The sequence below is a fragment of the Nocardioides bizhenqiangii genome (genome assembly GCF_034661235.1).
In the GTDB taxonomy this organism is placed as follows: Bacteria; Actinomycetota; Actinomycetes; order Propionibacteriales; family Nocardioidaceae; genus Nocardioides; species Nocardioides bizhenqiangii.
This window is the reverse complement of record NZ_CP141059.1, coordinates 4392168-4411386: the sequence shown is the minus strand read 5'-3', so window position 1 is coordinate 4411386 and position 19219 is coordinate 4392168. Positions and strand designations below refer to the sequence as shown.

General features: G+C 71.4%; 18 protein-coding genes. 10 read left to right on the top strand and 8 right to left on the bottom strand.

What is annotated here, in order from left to right:
- The first annotated feature begins 65 nt into the window (after window positions 1-65).
- Window positions 66-1778, top strand: coding sequence for a DEAD/DEAH box helicase (locus SHK19_RS21365; RefSeq protein ID WP_322454376.1), 1713 nt, complete (start codon window positions 66-68; stop codon window positions 1776-1778).
- A gap of 156 nt (window positions 1779-1934) precedes the next feature.
- Here the strand turns inward: SHK19_RS21365 and SHK19_RS21360 are convergent, their stop codons facing one another.
- The gene (locus SHK19_RS21360) at window positions 1935-2534 is read right to left on the bottom strand and encodes a hypothetical protein (protein ID WP_322454377.1); all 600 of its coding nucleotides are present in this window, start codon (window positions 2532-2534) and stop codon (window positions 1935-1937) included.
- A 159-nt stretch (window positions 2535-2693) separates the two neighbouring features.
- On the opposite strand from SHK19_RS21360, the gene SHK19_RS21355 reads away from it, so the two are divergent.
- Window positions 2694-3287 (top strand): aggregation-promoting factor C-terminal-like domain-containing protein, encoded by a 594-nt coding sequence (locus SHK19_RS21355; protein ID WP_322454378.1) that lies wholly within the window; start codon window positions 2694-2696, stop codon window positions 3285-3287.
- Between the two features lie 192 nt (window positions 3288-3479).
- Here SHK19_RS21355 and SHK19_RS21350 read toward each other — a convergent pair whose 3' ends face one another.
- The 3 genes from SHK19_RS21350 to SHK19_RS21340 all read right to left on the bottom strand — a co-directional run bounded on the left by SHK19_RS21350 (window position 3480) and on the right by SHK19_RS21340 (window position 5635).
- On the bottom strand, window positions 3480-4202 hold the full coding sequence (locus SHK19_RS21350; RefSeq protein ID WP_322937408.1) for a TetR family transcriptional regulator: 723 nt from the start codon (window positions 4200-4202) through the stop codon (window positions 3480-3482).
- Window positions 4203-4211: 9 nt separating this feature from the next.
- On the bottom strand, window positions 4212-4619 hold the full coding sequence (locus tag SHK19_RS21345; RefSeq protein ID WP_322937407.1) for a hypothetical protein: 408 nt from the start codon (window positions 4617-4619) through the stop codon (window positions 4212-4214).
- Window positions 4620-4699: 80 nt separating this feature from the next.
- Window positions 4700-5635: an NAD(P)/FAD-dependent oxidoreductase gene (locus tag SHK19_RS21340; protein ID WP_322937406.1), complete on the bottom strand. Its 936-nt coding sequence runs from the start codon at window positions 5633-5635 to the stop codon at window positions 4700-4702.
- Between the two features lie 58 nt (window positions 5636-5693).
- On the opposite strand from SHK19_RS21340, the gene SHK19_RS21335 reads away from it, so the two are divergent.
- From SHK19_RS21335 to SHK19_RS21315, 5 genes are all read left to right on the top strand, one after another.
- On the top strand, window positions 5694-6161 hold the full coding sequence (locus SHK19_RS21335; RefSeq protein WP_322454382.1) for a MerR family transcriptional regulator: 468 nt from the start codon (window positions 5694-5696) through the stop codon (window positions 6159-6161).
- A 62-nt stretch (window positions 6162-6223) separates the two neighbouring features.
- A complete protein-coding gene (locus SHK19_RS21330; RefSeq protein WP_322454383.1) occupies window positions 6224-7072 on the top strand; it encodes an SGNH/GDSL hydrolase family protein in 849 nt (282 codons plus the stop codon).
- 45 nt (window positions 7073-7117) lie between these two features.
- Window positions 7118-9025: a penicillin-binding transpeptidase domain-containing protein gene (locus SHK19_RS21325; RefSeq protein ID WP_322937405.1), complete on the top strand. Its 1908-nt coding sequence runs from the start codon at window positions 7118-7120 to the stop codon at window positions 9023-9025.
- 336 nt (window positions 9026-9361) lie between these two features.
- Complete coding sequence (locus SHK19_RS21320; protein WP_322454385.1) at window positions 9362-10816, top strand: NAD-dependent succinate-semialdehyde dehydrogenase; 1455 nt, start codon at window positions 9362-9364, stop codon at window positions 10814-10816.
- A gap of 19 nt (window positions 10817-10835) precedes the next feature.
- Window positions 10836-11822, top strand: coding sequence for a DUF2332 domain-containing protein (locus tag SHK19_RS21315; RefSeq protein WP_322937404.1), 987 nt, complete (start codon window positions 10836-10838; stop codon window positions 11820-11822).
- Between the two features lie 6 nt (window positions 11823-11828).
- On the opposite strand, the gene SHK19_RS21310 is transcribed toward SHK19_RS21315, so the two are convergent.
- From SHK19_RS21310 to SHK19_RS21300, 3 genes are all read right to left on the bottom strand, one after another.
- Complete coding sequence (locus SHK19_RS21310; RefSeq protein WP_322937403.1) at window positions 11829-13289, bottom strand: flotillin family protein; 1461 nt, start codon at window positions 13287-13289, stop codon at window positions 11829-11831.
- Between the two features lie 12 nt (window positions 13290-13301).
- Window positions 13302-13841: a hypothetical protein gene (locus SHK19_RS21305; protein WP_322937402.1), complete on the bottom strand. Its 540-nt coding sequence runs from the start codon at window positions 13839-13841 to the stop codon at window positions 13302-13304.
- A gap of 65 nt (window positions 13842-13906) precedes the next feature.
- The gene (locus SHK19_RS21300; protein WP_322454389.1) at window positions 13907-14299 is read right to left on the bottom strand and encodes a nuclear transport factor 2 family protein; all 393 of its coding nucleotides are present in this window, start codon (window positions 14297-14299) and stop codon (window positions 13907-13909) included.
- 124 nt (window positions 14300-14423) lie between these two features.
- Between SHK19_RS21300 and SHK19_RS21295 the strand changes: the two genes are divergently transcribed.
- The 3 genes from SHK19_RS21295 to SHK19_RS21285 are packed head-to-tail and all read left to right on the top strand — an operon-like array spanning window position 14424 to window position 17631.
- On the top strand, window positions 14424-15218 hold the full coding sequence (locus tag SHK19_RS21295; protein ID WP_322454390.1) for a helix-turn-helix domain-containing protein: 795 nt from the start codon (window positions 14424-14426) through the stop codon (window positions 15216-15218).
- A gap of 17 nt (window positions 15219-15235) precedes the next feature.
- A complete protein-coding gene (locus SHK19_RS21290) occupies window positions 15236-16270 on the top strand; it encodes a zinc-binding dehydrogenase (RefSeq protein ID WP_322937401.1) in 1035 nt (344 codons plus the stop codon).
- Window positions 16267-17631, top strand: coding sequence for an MFS transporter (locus SHK19_RS21285; protein ID WP_322454392.1), 1365 nt, complete (start codon window positions 16267-16269; stop codon window positions 17629-17631). Before SHK19_RS21290 ends, SHK19_RS21285 begins: the two co-directional genes overlap by 4 nt.
- Before the next feature lie 143 nt (window positions 17632-17774).
- Here the strand turns inward: SHK19_RS21285 and SHK19_RS21280 are convergent, their stop codons facing one another.
- The gene (locus tag SHK19_RS21280) at window positions 17775-19049 is read right to left on the bottom strand and encodes a low temperature requirement protein A (RefSeq protein WP_322937400.1); all 1275 of its coding nucleotides are present in this window, start codon (window positions 19047-19049) and stop codon (window positions 17775-17777) included.
- Window positions 19050-19219: the final 170 nt, after the last annotated feature.

The following is a 19219-nucleotide window of genomic DNA, read 5'->3' as shown; positions in this document are numbered from 1 at the left end:
CAGGTGACCCAGCGCACCGCGACGACGAATGCGCCAGGTGTTGCCTCCGCGACTACCGTTGTCGGGTGAATGACGTAGCACCTGACCCCGCCCCCACCGACGACGCCCCGGGTTTCGGCGACCTCGGCCTCGGCACCAAGGTGCTGAAGGCGCTCTCCGACGTGGGCTACGAGTCGCCGTCGGCGATCCAGACGCAGACCATCCCGCACCTCCTCGAGGGCCGCGACGTCATCGGCCTCGCCCAGACCGGCACCGGCAAGACGGCGGCGTTCGCGCTACCGATCCTCGACCGGCTCGACCTCTCTCAGAAGTCACCGCAGGCCCTGGTGCTCGCGCCGACCCGTGAGCTGGCGCTGCAGGTCTGCGAGGCGTTCGAGAAGTACGCGTCCACCACCAGGGGCGTGCACGTGCTGCCGGTCTACGGCGGCCAGGGGTACGGCGTCCAGCTCTCGGCGCTGCGGCGCGGTGTGCACATCGTGGTCGGGACTCCCGGCCGGATCATGGACCACCTCGACAAGGGCACCCTCGACCTCACTCAACTGCGGTTCCTGGTGCTCGACGAGGCCGACGAGATGCTCAACATGGGCTTCGCGGAGGACGTCGAGACGATCCTGGCCGACACCCCGGACTCCAAGCAGGTCGCGCTGTTCTCGGCGACGATGCCGAAGCAGATCCGGACGCTGTCGCAGAAGTACCTCCACGACCCGGTCGAGATCTCCATCGAGCGGAAGACCCGCACCGCCGACAACATCGCCCAGCGGTACCTCATCTGCAGCTACCCGCAGAAGGTCGACGCCCTCACCCGGATCCTCGAGGTCGAGAACTTCGAGGGGATGATCGTCTTCGTCCGGACCAAGAACGAGACCGAGACCCTCGCGGAGAAGCTGCGCGCCCGTGGCTTCGGCGCGACCGCCATCAACGGCGACGTGCCGCAGGCGGTCCGCGAGCGGACCGTCAACCAGCTCAAGGCCGGCAAGCTCGACATCCTCGTCGCCACCGACGTCGCCGCCCGCGGCCTCGACGTCGAGCGGATCACCCACGTCGTCAACTACGACATCCCCACTGACACCGAGTCCTACGTGCACCGGATCGGCCGCACCGGCCGCGCCGGGCGGAGCGGCGACGCGATCTCGTTCGTCACCCCGCGCGAGCGCTACCTCCTCAAGCACATCGAGAAGGCCACCCGGCAGCCGCTCACCCAGATGCAGCTCCCGAGCGTCGGCGACGTCAACGCCACCCGGCTGGCGCGGTTCGACGACCGGATCACGGCCGCGCTCGAGTCGCCGCAGATCGGGTTCTTCCGCGACGTGATCGGCCACTACGTCAAGAACAACGACGTCCCCGAGGCCGACGTCGCCGCGGCACTGGCGATCGTGCTCCACGGCGACAGCCCGCTGGTGCTGGAGGAGGCGCCCGAGCGCCCGAAGCGGGAGTACGACGACCGCGGCGCGCGCGACGGTGCTGACCGGGGCCGCGCCGACCGCGGTCCCCGTCGCCCGTCCGACAAGCCGATGGCGTCGTACAAGATCGCGGTCGGCAAGCGCCACCGGGTCGAGCCGCGTCAGATCGTCGGTGCCCTGGCCAACGAGGGCGGCCTCGGCCGCAACGACTTCGGCCGGATCACCATCCGGCCCGACTACTCCATCGTCGAGCTGCCGGCCAAGCTGCCCGGGCCGGTGTGGGAGAAGCTCAAGACGACGCGGATCAGCGGCAAGCTGATCGAGCTCCAGCGCGACTACGGCCCGCCCAACAAGGGCTCTCGCAAGCCCCGCGACTGACGCCGACCCGTCGCATCTGAACGCCGACCCGTCGCATCTGAACGCCGACCCGTCGCATCTGAACGCCGACCCGTCGCATCTGAACGCCGACCCGTCGCATCTGAACGCCGACCCGTCGCATCTGAACGCCGACCCGTCGCGTTCAAACGAGCCGGGTCAGCTCTCGACCGGCTGGTTCTGGTGCACGTCGACGCGCAGGATCCGCGCGGCGAGGTCGACCAGTGGTCCCAGCAGGAGGATGACGGCGATGGTGCCGGGGCCGATGGTGGCGCCCAGCAGCCAGCCGACCAGCGCGCCGCCGCCCTGGACCGCGCTGTAGCTCCACTTGAACGGCACCGGCGGGTCCCACGCCAGGCCGGCAGCCTCGGCGGGGCCGGCACCGGTGCGGCTGCCGAGGTACGCCGCGATGCCGAGCGCGAGCACCGGGAACGCGGCCACCAGCAAGGCGATCCGGGCCGGCCAGCCGTCGGGGGTCGTCATCAGGTCGATCGCCACCGAGACGGTCACGCCCACGAGCCCGACCTGCACGACGGTGCCGATGCCCGGGTAGACCTTCCGCGCCGCAGCGGCGGCGACGAAGGCCACGCCGACGAGCAGGTTGGCGAGCCAGAACGCCAGACCGGTCGAGAGCGCGATCCCGTTGACGAGCGTCGAGTAGCCGTCGGACCCGAGATCGGCCGTGAGCAACAGGGCGACCCCGACGCCGAGAACGACGCAGCCCCCGATCAGGAGGGTCAGCCGACCGAGCGAGGGCACCCGGTCACCCTAGGTCCGAGCGCAAGTCGACCGCGAGGACCGAGCGGGCGACGTCGCGCGAGGAGGTCGAATAGCGCCCACGGCTGAGCTTGCGAAGCCGCGGTAGCGCGTATCGAGACCCACGCGTATCGAGACCCATCCGTGGGCCACAATGCTCCGATGGGGGGATCGAGGTCGGCCGCGGCCGCCGCGCTGCTCGCGGTGGCCCTCACTGGCTGCGCCGCCACCGAGCCGGACACGTCGGGGGCGCCGGAGGAGGCAGCCCCGACCTCGACCGACGTGAGCCCGGACCGACCCGAGCGGTCCCAGCCGACCTCGCGCGCCGAGGGAGGCGCCCGCTTCGAGGTGCCGGACGAGGTGATCCTCCAGCAGCTGCGGTTGGCGGCCGAGCGGATCGCGCGGAACTACACCGCGCCGCCCACGCCGACGGCGACGCCGATCGACATCGATCCCGGCACCAACCGCGCTCTCGGCTACCGACTCATGCTCGACTTCGGGTTCGCCGAGCAGCAGTGGCAGTACCTCGACGCGCTCTGGCACCGCGAGTCCGGATGGAACCACCTGGCCGACAACCCGACGTCCAGCGCCTACGGCATCCCGCAGTCGCTGCCCGGCACCAAGATGGCCGTCGTGGGACCGGACTGGCGCACCAACCCCGAGACCCAGATCCGGTGGGGGCTGGCCTACATCGCCGCCCGGTACGGCTCACCCGAGCGCGCCTGGGCTCACTCGGAGCGGGTCGGCTGGTACTGAGTTGAATTGCGCGAGCATGTCGCTCCTTCGTCGCGCCACGCTGCCGCGCCGCAGGTGACGTGGTCTCGGGCCAGGGCGAACGGGCGACTTGCGGAGCGGCGCGCGGAAAGCGCGAGCTTCTCCGCTCCGGTCGCTCGTTCCTCGCTCTCTCCGCTACGGCGCCCGCGGTCTCCGCGACAGCCGCTTGGATCATCAAGCAGGCGGAACCAGAGACCTGACGAGGGTGACGACGTCGTCGGCGATGCCGCGCACGCCCGGGATCCGGGTCGCCCGCAGCAGCTTGTCGAGGATCGGGACCGCCTGGCGCACCAGCTGCCGGGTGCGGGTGCGGCCGGGGGAGCCGTCGTACACCCAGAACAGGACCATGCCCATCTGGACCAGCCACAACAGGAGCGGAAGCTCCTGGCGCAGGGCCGGCGCGACCTTCAGGTCGGAGCCCTCCACCACCCGGCGCATCAGGTCGATCGCCGCCTCGCGGGTCGGAGCCGACTCCGGGCTGAAGACCGACAGCGGACTGGTCGGCTCCGCCGCGTGCTTGAAGAACTTACCGGCGAACTCGTGGGACGACTCGGCGACGTCGAGCCAGATGTCGAGGACCGCCGACATCCGCTGGACGAACCCGGTCTCCGTCACCAACACCCGCTCGCAGCCCGCGACGTGGGCGGCGAAGATCTCGTCGTAGAACGCGAGGACGAGGTGCTCCTTCGAGCCGAAGTAGTAGTAGGCGTTGCCCACCGAGACCCCGGCCTCCCGCGCGACTGCCCGCATCGTGGTGGCGTCGTACCCCCCGGTCCGGAACAGCTTGGTCGCTGCCGCGACGATCGCCGCGCGGGTCTGCTGCGACTTGGAGGACGAGCCTGCGTCGGCTGCGGCTGCGGCTGCGGCTGCGGCTGCGGCGGCGTCGGGGTCGGTCACGTCGCCAACCTAGCGGCGCTGCTGGGCGGCCCAGGCGTCCAGCTGGGTCTCGTAGGCGCGGACCCGCTGGTCGTCGACGACGTGCCGGTGCCGCATGGCCGAGAAGACCTTCACGTTGATGACGTGGATCAGGCCGAGGACCAGCAGCACGACTCCGACCTTGAGGCTCAGCGACTCGATGAGGCCCTCTGCCGTGCCCACCTGGCCGCCGGCGCGGAGGTAGAGCAGCACGAACCCGACGTTGAGCAGGTAGAACCCGACGACGAGCAGCCGGTTGGTCGCGGTCGCCACCGCCTCGTCGTCGAAGACGTCGGCCAGGAACACCTGTCCGTTGCGGGCCAGGGTGCGACCCACCCAGACGATGACGGGCAGGCAGACGACGACGTAGAGCAAGTGGTTCGCGAGCGTCCAGTTCACGGCTACTCCTAAAGTTGAACGTGTTCAAATCGTGATGAGGCGACTGTATCCCATGTTTTGAACGCGTTCAACTCCGAGGATCAGACCGGCAGCGCGAGCCCGTTGTCGGCGGCGGCCAGCTCGCGGTCGCAGGCGGCCGCGGCCACCTGCCCGCTCGCCGCCGCGACGAGGACGGACGACATCGGCATCGGCAGCCCGGGCGCCTGGGCGATGTCGCCGGCCGCGTAGACGCCGGGGCGACTGGTGCGGCCGAACGCGTCGACGAGGACCGCGCCCATCGGCGACCGGTCGAGGTCGAGCTGCTCCGCGAACGGCGCGGCCTGTGCCCAGCCCGGTCCGACGAAGAGGCCGCCGAGCTCGAGCACCGGGCCCCCGGCGAGCTCGACGCTGATGCCGAGCGGGCCCCGGCACACGCCCACCACGGGATCGGTCCGCACGTCGACGTCCATCCGCTTGAGCGCACCGGCGACGGCCTGCTCGAGCTCGGCTCCGTTGGTGAGGACGACGAGCCGGCTGGCGATCCGCTCGAGCATCGCCGCGCGCAGCGGCACGCTGGCCTCCGACCCGAGGATGCCGACCGGCGTGCCGGAGAACTCGTAACCGTGGCAGTAGGGACAGTGCGCCACGACGTCGCCCCACAGCGCGTCGAGACCGGGAATGTCGGGCAGCGTGTCTGCGGCGCCGGTCGCGAGCAGCACCCGGCGGGCCGCGACCTCGCTTCCGTCCAGGGTGTGGAGGGTGAAGGCGCCGGGCGCGCCCTCGATGGCGGTCACCGCCTGCTCCTTGAGCTCGACCGCCGGGTAGCGCTCCAGGTCCGCGCGGGCGGCGGCGCGGAGCTCGGCCGGTGGGGTCCCGTCGTGGCCGAGGAAGTTGTGCATCTCGGCGGCCGGGTCGTTGCGGTAGCGGTCGGTGCCGAACACCGCGACCGGGCGGTTCATCCGCCCCAGCGTGAGCGCCGCCTGCAGCCCGGCGGCTCCTGCGCCGACCACCGCGACGTCATACGTTGTGTTGTTCATCGGACTCTCCCTTGGCTGAAGACTTGTGCTGGTCAGCAGCCTGTGACTTCATGTCAACATGAAGTCAAGCCGCAATGAGATCCGCTGGTCCGTAGGGGAGCTGGCGCACCGGTTCGAGCTGCCGACCCACGTGCTGAGGCACTGGGAGACGATGGGGCTGCTCGCGCCCGAGAGGGATGCCGCCGGGCGGCGGCGCTATCGCGAGGACGACGCCTACCGGGTGGCGGCGATCGTCTCGAGCAAGGCAGCGGGGATGAGCCTCGACCAGATCCGCTCGCTGCTCGACGCCGGCGCCGACGACCGGCGGCAGATCCTGACCGACCACCTGGCGGACCTGGCCGCGCGGATGGCGGAGATGGAGCGGTCGCGGCACCTGACCGAGCACGCGTTGGAGTGCCGCGCCCACGACGTCGCGAACTGCCCGAACTTCCGGGCGCACGTCGCGGACCTGGTGGCCGGCACCCGCCGCGGGCTGCACCCCGGCCGCCACCCTGGCCCTGGCCAACACCTGCCTGCACGTGCTTGAGTGACCCGCGTCACATTGGTACGGCCCGTACCCAGGGCCGCCTTCATGGGGAAGGTCCATCCATGTCAGCACTCGCTCCCTCCCGGCTCCGCGGCCGTCTGCCCAAGAGACTCCGGCTGTTGCTCGCCGGCGTCGTCCCGGTCCTGGCGGCGCTGGTCCCGCTCGGCGTCCAGGCGCCGGCGCAAGCGGCCGGGCCGTCGTACGTCGCCCTCGGCGACTCCTACGCCTCCGGCGTCGGCACCCGCAGCTACATCGACGACGGCACCAGCTGCCAGCGTTCGACGTACGCCTATCCCTACCTACTCGCCCAGCAGAAGGGGTACACCCTCAACTTCAAGGCCTGCTCCGGTGCGACCACCTCGACGGTCACCAACAGCCAGCTGAGCGCGGTCGTGTCGACGACGAAGTACGTCACCATCTCCGTCGGCGGCAACGACGCCGGCTTCTCCAGCGTGATCACCGAGTGCGCGCAGCCAGGCTGGATGTCGAACTGCGACGGCGCGGTCAACACCGCGCAGTCGTTCATCAACAACACGCTCCCTGGCCGGCTCAACACGCTCTACGCCTCGATCAGGTCGCGGGCGCCGAGCGCCGTCGTCGTGGTGACCGGCTACCCGCGGGTGTTCATGGGCGAGGACTGCAACGCCGGCACCTGGTTCTCCCCGTCCGAGCAGACGCGGCTCAACCAGACCGCGGACCTGCTCAACGGCAAGCTGTCCGCGGCCGCCGCGGCCAGGGGGTTCAAGTTCGCGAACCCGACCAGCCGGTACATCGGGCATGCCGTCTGCGACGACGTGGAGTGGATCAACGGCCTGTCCAACCCGATCAGCGAGAGCTACCACCCCAACCGCCTCGGGCAGTCCTCCGGCTACACGCCGCTGGTCAGCCCGTTGCTGGTCGGCGCTGCCTGACGAGCCACGGCAAGGCGGGTCGGCAGCGGCTGGTAGAACCGTCGCATGCGACGGATCTCGGTGGCGCTGCTGACCTGCCTGCTCGTGCTCGCCGGTTGCAGTGACGACGGGGACGACGTCGACCAGGCGGGCGCGGACGAGGCGGTGGACCGCCTCGCCGTGGGTCTCGTCGACCCGAGCGGGGCCGGACTGGCGGAAGTGGGCTTCGTCGGCGGCAAGAACCGGCCGATCGCGCAGCGGTACGCCGACGTCGTCGAGGGCATGGACGGCATCGAGCCGGCCATCGAGCCCGGTGCCGTCGAGGTGGACGGGAGCACGGCCACGGCAACCCTCACCTGGACCTGGCAGGTGGTCGAGTCCGAGGAGCCCTGGACCTACGAGACGACCGTCGAGCTGGAGAAGGCGGGCGGCGAGTGGGCGGTCGCCTGGGTGCCGACGATCATCGAGCCGAGCCTCGCCGACCACGAGGTACTCGACGCCACCACCATCCCGGCCACCCGCGGCGAGATCCTCGGCGCCGGGGGCGAGGTCATCGTCACCGACCGCCCCGTGGTGCGGTTCGGCATCGACCGGGTGCGGGTGAGCGACGCGGAGGCGGCCGGCTCCGCCCGGGCGCTCGCGGAGCTCGTGGGCGTCGACGTGGCGCCGTACGTCCGCGCGGTGCGTGCCGCCGGCGACCGTGCGTTCGTCGAGGCGATCTCGTTCCGCAGGGCGGAGGTGCCGGCCGAGGTGCTCGCGAGCTACGAGGGCATCGCCGGTGCCGTCGCGCTCGCCGACGACATCTCGTTGGCGCCGACGCGGGAGTTCGCGGCGCCGATCCTCGGTCGGGTCGGCCCGGTGACGGCGGAGATGATCAAGGAGGATCCCGACCGCTACCGGGTCGGCGACATCGCGGGGATCAGCGGCCTGCAGGCGCGGTACGACGAGCAGCTCGGTGGATCGCCGGGCCGGCTGGTCGAGGCGGTCTCGGAGACCGAGTCCGGTCCGGCGCGCGACCTGTTCCGCGTCCAGGAGTCCGACGGCGACCCGCTCGAGCTCACGCTCGATCCGGACCTGCAGACGGAGGCGGAGGCGCTGCTCGCCGACGTCACGTCCGCCAGCGCGCTGGTCGCGATCCGGCCCAGCGACGGCGCCATCCTCGCGGCCGCCAACGGGCCGGGCACCGGAGGACTGAACTTCGCCACCTACGGACAGTTCCCACCGGGCTCGACGTTCAAGATCGTCAGCAGCCTGGCCCTTCTCCGCGCCGGCCTCACGCCCGACAGCACGGTGAGCTGCCCCCCGACACTGACGGTCGACGGCAAGGAGTTCGGCAACTACAGCGACTACCCCAGCTCGGCCAACGGGGAGATCCCGCTCCGCACCGCGGTCGCCCAGTCCTGCAACACCGCCTTCATCGGCGCCCGCGACGAGCTCTCCGCCGACGACCTGGCGGACGCCGCCGCGAGCCTGGGCCTCGGCGTCGACCACGACCTCGGCTTCCCCGCCTACTTCGGCAGCGTCGAGCCGCCGGCGAGCGAGACCGAGGCGGCTGCGGACCTGATCGGTCAGGGCACGGTCCTGGCGTCCCCGATGACGATGGCCGCCGTGATCGCCACCGTGCGGGAGGGGCGGCTCGTCGTACCCCGCCTGGTCGAGCAGGTCGACGTCTCCGACCACGACCACGCGCCGCTCACCGGCGAGGAGGCCGCGGAGCTGCAGGACATGCTGCGGGCGGTGGTCACCGAGGGCAGCGGCAGCCAGCTCGCCGACGTCCCGGGCCCACCGGTGATCGCGAAGACCGGCACGGCGGAGTTCGTCGGCGCGGACGGCACCGTGCAGACCCATGCCTGGATGGTCGCCGCCCAGGGCGACCTCGCCGTCGCGGCGTTCGTCGAGGTCGGCGAGTCCGGCTCCCGCACCGCCGGTCCGATCCTCGAGGAGTTCCTGCGCGCTTCTTCGGTGGTCGAGTAGGCCGAGCGCTCTGGCGCGAGGCAGTATCGAGACCGCGGCGGATGTCAGCCCCAAGGTGGGTGGCCACAGTTGCGGGGTCTCGATACGCCCTCGCCTGGCGGCTCGGGCTACTCGACCACCGGCGGAGCGGAGACACTCTCGGGCCATCAAAAACAAGCAGGCCCCGCGCCGCATGGGGTCAGCGTCGGGGCCTGGTCGCGTCGAAAGTGCTCCCTCCGAGACGACACACTAACGATAGCTCGGCAACGGGGCCTGTACACAGGTTTCGGGTGAAGATTTTCAGCGCCGGGCGGGGCTCGGCGGGCGAAGTTTCGATGGCGGTGCCAGAGTGGCTCCATGAGCTCCGAACCGCTGCACCTCGACCGTCGTCAGCTCTTCATCGGGGGCGAGTGGCGCCCGGCTTCGGGGGGCGGTCGCTTCGACGTGATCGACCCCGCGGACGGGTCGGTCCTCACCGATGTCGCGGACGGCACGGTGGACGACGCAAAGGCCGCGCTCGACTCTGCCGTGGCCGCGCAGCCGGCGTGGGCGGCGACCGCGCCGCGCGACCGCGGCGAGATCCTGCGCCGGGCGTTCGACCTGGTCAACGCCCGGGCCGACGACCTGGCGCTGCTGATGAGCCTGGAGATGGGCAAGACCGTGGCCGAGGCCCGCGGCGAGGTGACGTACGGCGGCGAGTTCCTCCGCTGGTTCTCCGAGGAGGCAGTGCGGATCCACGGGCGCTGGATGCATGCGCCGGCCGGAGGCAGCCGGCTGCTGACCGTGAAGAAGCCGGTCGGGCCGTGCCTGTTCATCACGCCCTGGAACTTCCCGCTCGCGATGGGCACCCGCAAGATCGGGCCGGCGGTGGCGGCCGGCTGCACCATGGTCGTGAAGCCCGCCAGCCAGACGCCGCTCACGATGCTGCTGCTCGCCGACCTGTTCGCGGAGGCCGGCCTGCCGGACGGTGTGCTCAACGTGCTCACCTCGCACAGCTCCGGCGAGGTGAGCGAGGCGCTGATGGCCGATCCGCGGCTGCGCAAGGTGAGCTTCACCGGCTCCACCCCGGTCGGCAAGGTGTTGGTGCGGCAGTCCGCCGACCAGCTGCAGCGGGTCAGCATGGAGCTCGGCGGCAACGCCCCGTTCCTCGTGTTCGGCGACGCCGACATCGACGCGGCGGTCGACGGCGCGATGGTCGCGAAGATGCGCAACATGGGCGAGGCGTGCACGGCCGCGAACCGGTTCCTCGTCGAGGAGTCGGTGGCCGAGGAGTTCGCCGAGAAGCTGGGGAAGCGGATGGGCGCGCTCCGGCTCGGCCGCGGACAGGACGACGGGGTCGACGTGGGTCCGCTCATCGACGACAAGGCGGTCGCCGACGTCGGTGCGCTCGTCGACCAGGCGGTCGGGGCCGGGGCCCGGGTCGTGACCGGCGGCAGCGCTCCGGACGGGCCGGGCTTCTTCTTCAGCCCGACGGTCCTGGCCGACGTGCCGGCCGACGCCGACGTCAACACCCAGGAGATCTTCGGTCCGGTCGCTCCGATCACGACCTTCGCGAGCGAGGAGGAGGCGGTCGAGCGGGCCAACGCGACCGAGTACGGCCTGACGGCGTACGTCTTCACCCGCGACCTGTCCCGCACCATCCGGATGGCGGAGTCGCTGGAGTTCGGAATGGTCGGCGTCAACTCCGGACTGGTCTCCAACCCCGCCGCACCGTTCGGCGGGGTCAAGGCCAGCGGCTTCGGCAGGGAGGGCGGCTTCGAGGGCATCGAGGAGTACCTCGACACGACGTACGTCGCGCTGCCGGCCGGCTGAGCGCCTGAGCTGCCGGGCCATGCGCCTCTACGGGCCGATCAACGAGAAGTACGAGGAGTTCGCTTCGTACGCCGAGGACTCGCCCTGCCTGCAGTCGTGGGCCTACGGCGTCGCCGCGGACAGCGAGATCCAGGAGTGGCTGTCGACCCTGCCGGAGCCGAAGCAGCAGCCGAACCTGGTGTTCGCGGCCGCGCGGTGGCACGGGCTCGACGCGCCGGCGCCGTACGAGGCCCTCCGGGAGGCGCTGCTCACGGACGACGGGAGGATCCGGGCGACGATCCTCGCCCGTGCCACCCAGACCAACGAGGCCGGCCGGATGGCGACGCTGCTCCCGGCGATCGCGCACGCGGCCGGCGGGCGGCCGGTGGCGCTGCTCGAGGCCGGGGCCAGCGCCGGGCTGTGCCTCTACCCGGACCGGTGGGGCTACCGGTGGTCGACCGCCGACGGCATCCGCACCGCGGGACCGGCGGCGCCGACCCTGCACTGCGAGGTGACCGGCCCGGCGCCGCTGCCGGACGCGGTGCCGACGGTCGGCTGGCGCGGGGGCATCGACCTCAACCCGCTCGACGTCACGTCCGAGGACCACATGTCGTGGCTGCTCACCCTGGTCTGGCCCGAGCACGAGGACCGCCGCGCCCAGCTCGCGACCGCCATCGAGGTGGCGCGCACCGACCCGCCGGACCTCCGGCGGGGCGACCTGGTCGAGCTGCTGCCGGCGCTGGTCGACGAGGCAGGTCAGGCCGTCGGCCCGGACGGCGTGGTGGTGGTGTTCCACTCTGCCGTGATCGCCTACCTCGACGACGGGGCGCGGACGGCGTTCGCCGACCTGATGGCCGGCCTGGTCGCGGCCGGCCGGTGCCGGTGGGTCAGCAACGAAGGCCCCAATGTGCTCAAGGGCGTCACCGCGGCCGGTCCGATGCCGCCGACCGGTCAGTTCGTGCTCGGGCTCGACGGCCGCTCGGTGGGCCACACCCACGGGCACGGCCGCACTCTCCACTGGTGGTAGTGCAGGTCAGCCCTCGGGCGACTTTTCGGCGCTCCCGGGCACGACCTCACGCGAGGACGACGACGAGGTGTCGACGGCCGACTTGAGCATCGACTGCAGGTCGACGCCGGTGGCGGTCTTGAGCATCTGCAGCGTCTGGGCGACGTTGTCGACGACCTGCTTCGGCAGCGCGCCGGCTCCGTCGGTGGAGAGCACGGTCAGGTTGTCGATCGCGCTCATCGGCGCGGCGACCTCCTTGGCGATCTGCGGGAGCACCTCGATCAGCATCTGCAGCACCGCGGCGTCGTTGTAGTGGGCGAACGCGTCGGCCCGCTTGTCCATCGCGGCGGCCTCGGCCTGACCGACGGCCAGGGTGGCGGCGGCCTGCGCGTCACCTTCCAGCTTGGTCGCGTCGGCGAGGGCGGATCGGCGGGCCTTCTCGGCCTCACCGGTGAGCCGGGTCTCCTCTGCCTTGGCCTCGGCGGCGGCGATGGTGGCGGCCCTGCGTGCCTCGGCCGCCTTGATCTCGGCCGTCCGCTTGGCCTCGGCCTCCGTCTCGACGCGGTAGCGGTCCGCGTCGGCCGGCTTGCGGATCTGGGTCTCGAGCTGGCGCTCGGTCAGCGCGGCCTGGCGGACGGCGACCTTCTCCTGCTCGGTGAAGATCGCCTGGTCTCGGTCGGCCTGCGCCAGTGGCCCTGCCGCTGCCGCCTGGGCGGCGGCGGCGTCGGTCTCGGCCTTGATCTCGGCCTGCTTGAGGGCCAGTGTCCGCTGGGCGATCGCGATCTGCTGCTCGGCGGCGATCTGCGCCTGCTCCGCGGCCTGGCGGGCGTTGGCCTCGGCGATCCGGGCCTCCTGGCTGACCCGCGCCGCCTCCGGTCGACCGAGGTCGGCGAGGTAGGTGCCGTCGTCGGTCACGTCCTGGATCTGGAACGCGTCGAGGATCAGGCCCTGACCGGTCAGCGAGCTCTCCGACTCGTCGGCCACCCGCTGCGCGAACGCCGCCCGGTCGCGGATGATCTGCTCGACGGTCAGGCCACCGACGATCGAGCGCAGCGCACCGGCGAGCACCTCCTGGGTGAACGTCTCGATGTCGGCCTGCTGGCTGAGGAAGCGCTGCGCACCGAGCCGGATCTGGTCGGCGTTGCCGCCCACCTTCACGATCGCCACGCCGTCGAGATTGAGCTTGATGCCCTGGCCCGAGACCGCCCCGCGGATCTGCACCGAGATCCGGCGGCTGGAGAGGTCCATCGTGGCCAGCTTCTGGATGAACGGCACCACGAAGACGCCGCCGCCGAGCACGACCTTCTGGCCGGAGAGGTCGGTGGTGAGCTGCCCGGTCTCCGGGTTGAGGACCGCCTTGCCCTTGCGCCCGGTGACGATGAACGCCTGGTTGGGTCCGGCCACCTTGTAGCGGCTGGTGACGAGCAGCACCAGCAGCACGAGGAGTACGACGACGCCGATGATCGGCCCCACGACGTTGAGATCCATAAGACCGATTCCTTAGCTCTCTGAGGAGTGGTTGTCGGGACTGGGGCTCCACACCGGGGCCACGGTGACCGCGGTGGGTGACAGGACGCCGGTGATGCTGACCTCGGCACCCGTCTCGATCGGGAGCAGCGAGCTCGCGTTGCACTGCATCACGTGACCGCCGACGCTGACCCGGATGACGCCGTAGCTCTCCCCACCGGGGATCGTGGTCAGCACCCGTCCGACCAGGCCCACGGTGTCCCCGATCGAGACGGTGCCGTCGCTCGGCCCGTCCTTGATCAGCCGGGTCAGCCACCACGCGAACCAGCCGACGACGACGCCACTGATGCCACCGATGGCGAGCACCGGGACGTCGGGCAGACCGGCGCCGTCGGCGGCCGCCGCGCCGAAGCCGAACGCGGAGATGAAGCCGCCCAGCACGGCGGTCGAGAACACGTCACCCTCGAGGGCGTTGAGCGCGCCCCCGAACGCGGCTTCCAGGTGGTCGCCGACCAGCAGCGAGAGCACCACGAGTCCCAGGCCGACGAAGCCCAGGACGAGGAAGACGGTCACGTGTTCTCCGGAGGAGTAGCGGTCGGACTCCGGATCGTATCCGGACCGCGGGGTGACCGATCGTCCTAGTCGTGCGCGTGCGGGTCGAACCCCTCCGGCGCCCGGTCGAGGAAGGTGGTCACGGACCTGACCCGGCCGGCGTCGTCCACGACGAGCACATCGGTGCCTTCCGCGAACGACGCGTCGCCGCGGATCAGCTCCCAGCGCACCCGCGCGCGGTCGTGGTGGACGTCCGGCTCCGCCCGCGCGAGGAACGCGACATCGCCGAGGTGGAGCACGAAGTCGCCGGCGAGGGACAGCAGCTCGTCGATCCCGTGCCGGGTCCCGATCGGTGCGACGTAGTCGACGTCGGGCGTGAACAGCTCGTCGGCCCGTCGCCGCTGGTCCTCTCCGGGGTCCGCGTTCCAGAAGTCGAGGTAGCGCGCGACGGTGGTCGGGACGTCGGTGGTCGTGGTCATGGCTTTGCTCCTGTCGTCGGTTGCGGGATCTCCGCGAGCCGACACGATCCGCCGCGCGCGTGCCGTCTGTCGATTACCTCGCGGGTAGTTGATCGTCGGCGGGTGCCGGGAGAACCTGTGCCGCATGACGATCACCGAGGAGCCGGTGGGGCAGCTGCTCCGCCAGTGGCGGGAGCGCCGCCGTCGCTCCCAGCTGGACGTGTCGCTCGCCGCGGACCTGTCCGCGCGACACCTCAGCTTCATCGAGACCGGCCGCGCCGTCCCCAGCCGGACGATGATCGAGCGGATCTGTGAGGAGCTCGAGGTGCCGCTGCGTGACCGGAACGACGTCCACCTGGCGGCCGGCTTCGCCCCGGCGCACACCGAGCGACCGCTCGAGGACCTCGGCGTCGCTCGGTCCGCGGTGGCCGCGGTCCTGGAGGGGCACCTGCCCTACCCGGCGGTCGCCGTGAACGTCCGCTGGGAGCTGATGGCGGCCAACCCCGCGGCCCACTTCCTTCTCGACGAGCTGCCGGCCGGTCTGGCCGGTCCGCCGCTCAACATGCTGCGCGCGACGCTCCATCCCGACGGCCTCGCCTCGCAGGTGCGCAACTACGGACAGTGGCGCGCGCACGTCGTACGCCGGGTCCGGCGGCAGCTCGAACGCACCGCCGCCGACGGATTGGCCGAGCTCCTCGCCGAGATCGAGTCCTACCCGGTGCCGGCGACGGGCCAGGAGACGGCAGCCGGGCCGGACGGCGACCTGGTGACGCCGCTGCTGCTGCGGACCGGCCACGGCGACCTCGCGCTGTGCTACGCCATGACGGTGTTCGGCGCGCCCCGCGACGTCACGCTCGACGAGGTCGCCATCGAGACGTTCTTCCCGGCCGACCACGCGACCAGGGAGCTGCTGCGATCGCTTGACTTCAAGTTAACTTGAACTCGTCTACTGGATCCATGAGAGCGATCCAACTTCACGAGTTCGGCCCCGCAGTCAACCTCGTCCTCGACGAGCTGCCGGACCTCAAGCCGGGGCCCGGCCAGGTCCGCATCGCCGTCGCGGCGGCCGGCGTCCACCTCCTCGACGCCACGCTGAGGCGCGGCGAGCCGGGACCGATCCCGGCTCCGACGCTGCCGACCATCCCGGGACGCGAGGTGGCCGGCGTCGTCGACCAGGTCGGGCCGGGCGTCCACGACGGCTGGCTGGGCCGCAGGGTCGTGGCGCACCTCGGACCGGTGCCCGGCGGGTATGCCGAGCAGGCCGTCTGCGACGTCGACCTCGTCTACGAGGTGGCGGACCAGGTCGGCCTGGCCGACGCGATCGCGGCGGTCGGCACCGGCCGTACGGCGCTCGGGGTGATCGAGCTCGAGCCACCGACCGCCGACGACGTCGTGCTCATCCCGTCCGCCGCGGGTGGCCTCGGGTGGCTTCTCGCCCAGGCGGCGCTCGAGGTCGGGGCCCGGGTGGTCGTCGCCGCGCGCGGCGCCGAGCGGGCCGCGAAGCTGGCCGAGCTCGGCGCCCACCTCGTCGTCGACTACGGCGAGGAAGGCTGGGAGCAGCAGGTGCGGGCGTCGTACGACGGCGTCACCCTCGTCTACGACGGGGTCGGCGGTGCTGTGGGACGGACCGCGCTCGAACTGCTCCGCCCCGGCGGCAAGCTGGTGATGTTCGGGTACTCCTCCGGTACGCCGACCAGGCTCACCACCAGCGACCTGGTCGACCGGGGGATCACCGCCGGCTGGTCGCTCGGCCCGCGGATGACCGCCCTGCCGGGTGGGATCCCCGGCCTCGCGTACCGTGCGCTGGAGCGGGTGGCGGCGGGGCGGTGGCGGCCACTGGTGTCGACGTACCCCCTCGGTGAGGCGGCCCGGGCACACGCCGACCTCGAGGAGAGGCGGGCGCTCGGGAAGGTCGTCCTGGAGCCGGCGCCGATGAGTTCGAGGCCCACTGTCCGTCCCTACCTACAGACTGATCTCGAGGAGACCCGATGACCGACCAGCTGATAGCGCCGACGCCGGCGCCCGAGGAGCCGCCGACGCCTGCGGCGTCCCGGCTGCCGCGCGCGCTGTCGCCGTTTCGGCACCCCGCCTACCGGCGGCTGGGCAGCGCGCTGGTGCTCAGCACCTTCGCCGGTGGGGTGTGGGTCGTCGCGCTGGTGTGGGAGGTCATCCGGATCGGCGGCGGCGCGAGCCAGCTGTCCGTGGTGTCGACGGCCGGCGCCGTCGGCGTGCTCCTCCCCGCCCTCCTCGGCGGCGTGGTCGCCGACCGGGTCCCGCAGAAGCTGATCCTGCTGGCGGTCGCCGGACTCGAGCTCACCGGCATGGCGGTCGTCGCACTGCTGTCGTGGACCGACATGACCCAGGTCTGGCACCTCGCGGTGGTGTCGTTCGCGACCGGCATGGGACTGGCGTTCTACTACCCGGCCTACTCCGCGTGGCTGCCGGCGCTGGTCCCCGAAGAGGACCTGATGGCCGTCAACGGGTTCGAGGGCATGGTGCGGCCGACGGTCGGCCAGGCGCTCGGGCCGGGTCTCGCCGGCGTGGTCGTCGGTGGGGTCTCCACGTCGGCGGCACTCGGGCTCGCGGCCGGATTCCACCTGGTCGGCCTGCTGGTGCTCGCGACGGTGCCGCTGACCGCCGTACGACGCGAGCGCGCCGACGACGAGACGACGAGCGACGCCCACCCGATCGCGACCGCGCTGTCCGACATGCGCGAGGGCTGGGTCTACATGGTCCGCACGCCCTGGCTGCTCGCGACGCTGCTGTTCGCGTCGATCATGATCCTGGCGATGATGGGCCCGTTCGAGGTGCTCATCCCGTTCCTGATCAAGGACAAGCTGGGCGGCGGCCCGGGCGACCACGCGATCGTGATGGCCGCCTTCGGCATCGGGGGCGCGGTCGGGTCGATGGCGATGGCGTCGATGCAGATGCCGCGGCGCTACCTGACCTGGATGAACCTCATGTGGGGCGTCGGCGCCCTGCCGCTGCTGGTGATGGGGTTCGCCACCGAGGTGTGGATGGTCGCCGCCGCCGGCTTCGCGCTGGGCGCGTTCTTCTCCGCGCCGATGGTGATCTGGGGGACCCTGCTGCAGCGCCGGGTGCCGCCGCACCTGCTCGGCCGGGTGGCCTCCCTGGACTTCTTCGTGTCGGTCAGCCTGATGCCGGTCTCGATGGCGATGGCCGGACCGGTCGCGGAGTGGCTCGGCCTGCGTGCGACGTTCGCGATCGCCGCGATCGTCCCGGGGGTCGCGGCCGCGCTGGCGATCTGGCTGGCCAAGCTGCCCGCTGACGAGCTGGCGCACCCGCTGAGAGACGAGCCCGAGCCGGAGCCGGTCGCGTCGCTCGTCGAGTAGCCCGAGCGCTCTAGCGCGAGGGCGTACCGAGACGGCGCAACTGTGCCTTCAGCCGTCCCCAAGGTCGGCGGCACAGTCACCGGGTCTCGATGCGCACGTCACGGCTTCGCAAGCTCAGCCGTGGCGCTACTCGACCTTCGCGCCTAGTTGGAGGCCGACCTCGTCCCTCGGTCGGTCTCCAGGCGCTCCAGCACCTCGGCGTTGTGCCGGTACCCGTGGAGCTCGTAGCCGACGACGGTCATCCACGGAGCCAGGGACAGCACCAGCAGGCACCAGATCATGTCCACGTCGGAGGCGGCCATGACCACCGGTGCGACCAGGAAGATCACGGTGCCGGCGACCAACAGCAGGTGGAACGGGTCGAGGGAGCGGCTGACGACGGCGTAGAAGGCGTAGAGCGCGATCAGGTAGGCGCCCAGCGGGATGGCGACGGTGAGCACGGTCTGAACCAGGGACAGCGAGGTGTGGTGGGGATCCTCGAGGAAGTACGCCGCCGCGTGCAGCCCGGCACCGACCGCCACGATCGCGCCGAGCAGCGGCAGGTGGCCGTAGCCCCACCCGAAGGAGCGGTCACGCCGCGCATGCAGGATCTCGCCGTGCGGGATCGAGAAGTAGGTCCACCACATGCCGAACGTCACCGCGGTCCCGGCAGCGGCCAGCATCGCGACGTCGAAGTTGAGCCCGTCCGCGGACAGCGCGGTCAGGGTCGCCATGGTGCCGATCAGTCCTTCGCCCAACGCGATGATGACCATCAGCCCGTAGCGCTCCGCGATGTGGTGGGCGTGCCACGGGGTGCCGCCGTACCTGCGTTCGGCGGCGATCGGTCCGCCGAGCTCGATCAGCAGCGGGAGGCACATGACGATGAACGTCGTCGTGACGGGAAGGTCGACGATCGCCAGCACGCACCACAGCACCTGCGAGGCGATGATGCTGCCCATGTAGATCTGGTGGGCCCGGCGGCGGCCTGTGTCCTGCCGGGTGGCGCGCCACCACTGGAAGAGCATCGCGACCCGCATCACGACGTAGCCCCACACCATCACGTCGTTGTCGAGCGTGTCGCCGCTGTGGATCGACTTGAACATCGCGGGCAAGCCGAGTGCGAACACCAGGACGCCGACCATCTGCACCATCGTCGTCAGCCGGTAGAGCCAGTCGTCGGTGTCGTACGCCGACGCGAACCAGGTGAAGTTGATCCAGGCCCAGGAGATGCCGAACGTCGCGAACGCGAATCCGACGATGCCGGCAGTGACGTGGTCCTCGACGAGGTTGTGCGCGAGCTCGTTGGCCGCGGTGCCGAACGCGACCACGAAGGTCAGGTCGAAGAGCAGCTCCAGCGTGGTCGCCGGTCGGTGCCGCTCGTGCGGGTCGCGGCCTCGCATGGGCAGGGTCCGGTGGCGCAGGCTGACGGGGTCGGGCATGCGCAGAGTGTAGGAGCGAGACGCGGCTCCGGTCGTCGAGTAGCCCGGGCGCCCCCGCGCTGGTCGTCGAGTAGCCCGAGCGCTCTGGCGCGAGGGCGTATCGAGACGCCGCGACGATGGATTCGGCCGTCCCCACCGTCGGTGGTTCGTCTCACCGGGTCTCGATACGC

What these genes read in the sequence shown, in the direction of transcription:
- SHK19_RS21310 (WP_322937403.1), bottom strand. Translation starts at nt 13,289, where the DNA reads ATGGATCTCAACGTCGTGGGGCCGATCATCGGCGTCGTCGTACTCCTC.
- SHK19_RS21355 (WP_322454378.1), top strand. Translation starts at nt 2,694, where the DNA reads ATGGGGGGATCGAGGTCGGCCGCGGCCGCCGCGCTGCTCGCGGTGGCC.
- SHK19_RS21330 (WP_322454383.1), top strand. Translation starts at nt 6,224, where the DNA reads ATGTCAGCACTCGCTCCCTCCCGGCTCCGCGGCCGTCTGCCCAAGAGA.
- SHK19_RS21320 (WP_322454385.1), top strand. Translation starts at nt 9,362, where the DNA reads ATGAGCTCCGAACCGCTGCACCTCGACCGTCGTCAGCTCTTCATCGGG.
- SHK19_RS21335 (WP_322454382.1), top strand. Translation starts at nt 5,694, where the DNA reads ATGAAGTCAAGCCGCAATGAGATCCGCTGGTCCGTAGGGGAGCTGGCG.
- SHK19_RS21285 (WP_322454392.1), top strand. Translation starts at nt 16,267, where the DNA reads ATGACCGACCAGCTGATAGCGCCGACGCCGGCGCCCGAGGAGCCGCCG.
- SHK19_RS21295 (WP_322454390.1), top strand. Translation starts at nt 14,424, where the DNA reads ATGACGATCACCGAGGAGCCGGTGGGGCAGCTGCTCCGCCAGTGGCGG.
- SHK19_RS21325 (WP_322937405.1), top strand. Translation starts at nt 7,118, where the DNA reads ATGCGACGGATCTCGGTGGCGCTGCTGACCTGCCTGCTCGTGCTCGCC.
- SHK19_RS21300 (WP_322454389.1), bottom strand. Translation starts at nt 14,299, where the DNA reads ATGACCACGACCACCGACGTCCCGACCACCGTCGCGCGCTACCTCGAC.
- SHK19_RS21290 (WP_322937401.1), top strand. Translation starts at nt 15,236, where the DNA reads ATGAGAGCGATCCAACTTCACGAGTTCGGCCCCGCAGTCAACCTCGTC.
- SHK19_RS21280 (WP_322937400.1), bottom strand. Translation starts at nt 19,049, where the DNA reads ATGCCCGACCCCGTCAGCCTGCGCCACCGGACCCTGCCCATGCGAGGC.
- SHK19_RS21340 (WP_322937406.1), bottom strand. Translation starts at nt 5,635, where the DNA reads ATGAACAACACAACGTATGACGTCGCGGTGGTCGGCGCAGGAGCCGCC.
- SHK19_RS21315 (WP_322937404.1), top strand. Translation starts at nt 10,836, where the DNA reads ATGCGCCTCTACGGGCCGATCAACGAGAAGTACGAGGAGTTCGCTTCG.